Annotated in this window: 3 protein-coding genes and 1 pseudogene; 3 read left to right on the top strand and 1 reads right to left on the bottom strand. The window is 41.3% G+C overall.

Translation table 11 applies throughout. The annotated features are described in order from the left end of the window. The first annotated feature begins 258 nt into the window (after positions 1-258). Both rseP and nth read left to right on the top strand, forming a co-directional pair. Complete coding sequence (rseP, locus tag EWV66_RS01830; RefSeq protein ID WP_287108953.1) at positions 259-1,350, top strand: RIP metalloprotease RseP; 1,092 nt, start codon at positions 259-261, stop codon at positions 1,348-1,350. After that, positions 1,350-2,006, top strand: a complete 657-nt coding sequence (gene nth, locus EWV66_RS01825) for an endonuclease III (protein ID WP_072924402.1) — start codon at positions 1,350-1,352, stop codon at positions 2,004-2,006. Before rseP ends, nth begins: the two co-directional genes overlap by 1 nt. A 103-nt stretch (positions 2,007-2,109) precedes the next feature. On the opposite strand, the pseudogene tnpA reads toward nth, so the two are convergent. Further along, positions 2,110-2,460 (bottom strand): annotated as a pseudogene (tnpA, locus tag EWV66_RS01820) (IS200/IS605 family transposase); the annotation flags it as partial. A 226-nt stretch (positions 2,461-2,686) separates the two neighbouring features. On the opposite strand from tnpA, the gene EWV66_RS01815 reads away from it, so the two are divergent. Beyond that, a partial coding sequence (locus EWV66_RS01815) for an RNA-guided endonuclease InsQ/TnpB family protein (protein ID WP_287108954.1) occupies positions 2,687-3,435 on the top strand: 749 nt, incomplete at its 3' end.

Below are 3,435 nucleotides of genomic sequence, written 5' to 3'. Positions count from 1 at the left end.
AGTTTTTCTATTAAGCTCAACATATATTTAAAAAGTTGGCGGTCACTTCTCATTTTACCTGATAGTGATCGCTTTTACTTTTGATATTCTGATGGGAGAATGAAACAGCCCTACCCTTAATAAGGGGGGCATCTGATAATTTTTAACGCCTACCTACTTAAATGATCGGAAAATTAGCGATAACTAAAGATTTTTTGCAATCTGCTTGGGAGGATCGCTTACAATAAACAAAAGCTAAGTCATTATAATTTGATCATCATGTCAGTTTTAATAGCGATCGGTGTACTTGCCCTATTAATTGTCGTTCACGAATTGGGTCATTTTGCCGCTGCTCGTTGGCAATCTATCCATGTTAATCGCTTTTCCATCGGTTTTGGTCCAGCTTTAGCTAAATATCAAGGTAAAGAAACGGAATACGCCCTCCGCGCCATTCCTTTAGGGGGTTACGTTGGTTTTCCCGATGACGATCCCGATAGTCAAATTCCCAATAACGATCCTGATTTATTACGCAATCGTCCTGTTTTCGATCGAGCTATCGTCATTAGTGCCGGGGTAATTGCTAATTTAATTTTTGCCTATTTTTTGCTTGTTACCCAAGTCGCTACGGTGGGGTTTCCCCAAATTAACTATCAAGAAGGGGTAATTATTCCTGAAGTTTTCACTGCTGAAAATTCCGTCGCTAAACAAGCGGGAATGCAAGCGGGGGATATTGTTCTCGCTATCAATGATCAGCCCCTTGGTGCTTCTCAAAATGCCATTATTGACTTCCGTGACATTATTCAATCTTCCCCCGATCAACCCCTAAAATTAACCATCAAACGCCCGACAGAAACGATCGATTTAATCGTTACTCCTGAATTGGGCAGTGATGGTCAGGGTAAAATTGGGGTTAGATTGGCTCCTAACGGTGAAGAAACTCGCCTGAAAGCCGATAATTTTGGGCAAGCTTTTAGCTTAGGTGCGGGTGAATTTCAGCGATTAACCCTATTAACCGTTCAAGGTTTTGGGCAGTTAGTTAGTAACTTCAAAGACAGTGTTCAACAGGTAGCAGGACCGGTGAAAATTGTCGAATATGGAGCGGCAATCGCTCGTAATGATGCGGGTAATCTTTTTCAATTTGCCGCCCTAATTAGTATTAACTTAGCGGTAATTAATATTCTGCCTTTACCTGCTCTTGATGGCGGTCAATTAGTATTTTTATTAATCGAGGCTTTGGTAGGTAAACCTCTCCCAACTAAACTGCAAGATAACATCATGCAAACAGGTCTAGTTTTACTCTTAGGATTAGGAGTTTTCTTAATCGTGCGCGACACGGCTAACCTAGCAGTTTTTCAGGATTTATTCCAGTGATGGCCCCGCGAAAAAAAACTAAGCTTCAACTGCGCGCCCTAGAGATTTTAAGCAACTTAAAGCGATTATATCCAGAGGCAACCTGTAGCTTAAATTATCAAACTCCCGTGCAGTTATTGGTGGCAGTGATTCTCTCGGCACAATGCACTGATGAGCGGGTAAATAAGGTGACTCCTGCTTTATTCGCCCGTTTTCCCGATGCTAAATCCTTAGCTTTTGCCGAGCGAGAGGAGTTAGAAACCCTGATTCGTTCCACGGGATTCTATCGCAATAAAGCTAAAAATATTCAGGGTGCTTGTCAAAAAATCCTCAAGGATTTTCAAGGAGAAGTACCCAAGACAATGGCGGAATTATTAACTTTACCCGGGGTAGCTAGAAAAACGGCTAATGTGGTACTTGCTCACGCTTACGCGATTATTGAGGGGGTGACAGTAGATACCCACGTTAAGCGCTTAAGTAATCGTTTGGGTTTAACTACTAATAACGATCCGGTGAAAATTGAACGGGATTTAATGGCTTTACTGCCTCAACCGGATTGGGAAACTTTTTCTATTAGTATTATTTACCACGGCCGGGCGGTTTGTAAAGCAAGAAATCCCGCTTGTTTTTCCTGTCAATTAGCCTCTCTTTGTCCCGCAGCAAACAGTAAACAGTAAACAGTAAACAGTAAACTCACACCTGATAACTGGTAACTGAATCACTGATAACTGATCTGGTGGCTATCTCAATGGAGCGAGATGAATCGCCACCAGAATAAAACTAACGCGGTAGGGTTTCCACTTTTGGGGAGTTTTTTTGGTTCTCGACGTATTTTTTTAGTTGTTCGACGGTAACGCCGCCACAACTAGCCACGAAATAAGCTCCCGTCCAAAAATAGGGTTTATTGTCGAAATACTTTGCCGCCAAATCTGGAAATTCCTTTCTAATTAAGCGACTACTAACTGTTTTAAGGTTAGCGATTAGTTTGGATAAAGCGATGTCAGGCTTGTCATCGATAATCCGGTGAACGTGATCCGATTCACCGTTGAAATCAAGCAATGCGCTTTCCCATTTTGTGAGCGTTGATACAAAGATTTCTTTCAGTCGGGCTAAGATTTCATCGTTAATAAGTAGTCATGCAAAATTAATTACCTGCCCGATCGAGCTAAAACCCTTACGGGGCAATGATCGTCATGTGTAAATAATTTTGCCTAGGTACTTAGCAATGGTCGGTATTTGATGACGAATACAACGTGGGCGGTAAGTCTATAAACAGAACGAAATCCATGATTGTAATCAGTTGACATATTAGGCAGTAAGTGTTATAATCTAGCTATACATCACGAAACTAACGACAGTGATAACGCTTACCTACCAGTACAAACTAAAGGTAAACAGGCAACAGGAACGGGAGATCGTCCACATTCTTGATGTTTGTAAGAGCGTTTATAATTACGCGCTCTCGGAACGGAAAGATTGGTTAAACTCTCGAAAGTGTCTTGCGGATCGTTGTTCGTTAGTTTCCGAGTACATAATTCCTGCGGATGAACCCTATCCTAATTACTTCGTTCAAGCCAAAAATCTAACGGAAGCTAAAAAAGTTTACCCGATATTAAAGACGGTTAACGCTCAAGTCTTACAGCAAGTCTTAAAAACTTTAGATAAAGCGTTTGACCAGATGAAATCGAAAGGCTTCGGCTTTCCTAGATTCAAGAAAAAGATGCGAAGTTTTGTTTTCCCCGCGCTGTCAAAAAACTTTCTAGGGGATGGATGTTTGAATTTTCCACAATTGGGAAAAATTCGGATTAGGAAATCCAGAAAGTACCCGTCTGGGTTCGAGCCTAAACAAGCTCGAATTATCCAAAAAGCGTCGGGATTTTACGTTTCGGTTTCCTTCCAATCTACGGAATTAGTTCCCGATATGACATTTGGGAAAACCTGTTTAGGAATCGACGCGGGGATTGAGAGTTTTGTCGCTACTTCACGAGGAGATTTAATCAAAGCCCCTCGATTTTTGTTGAAAGTACAGAGTAAGCTTAAATTGCTACAAAGACGCTTGAAACGGAAAACTAAAGGCTCTAGCAATTGGTTAAAACTTCAGGAGAA

This window comes from Microcystis sp. M_OC_Ca_00000000_C217Col, from assembly GCF_007095585.1.
In the GTDB taxonomy this organism is placed as follows: domain Bacteria; phylum Cyanobacteriota; class Cyanobacteriia; order Cyanobacteriales; family Microcystaceae; genus Microcystis; species Microcystis panniformis.
This window is presented reverse-complemented; position numbering and strand designations above follow the sequence as displayed.

What these genes read in the sequence shown, in the direction of transcription:
- nth (WP_072924402.1), top strand. Translation starts at nt 1,350, where the DNA reads ATGGCCCCGCGAAAAAAAACTAAGCTTCAACTGCGCGCCCTAGAGATT.
- rseP (WP_287108953.1), top strand. Translation starts at nt 259, where the DNA reads ATGTCAGTTTTAATAGCGATCGGTGTACTTGCCCTATTAATTGTCGTT.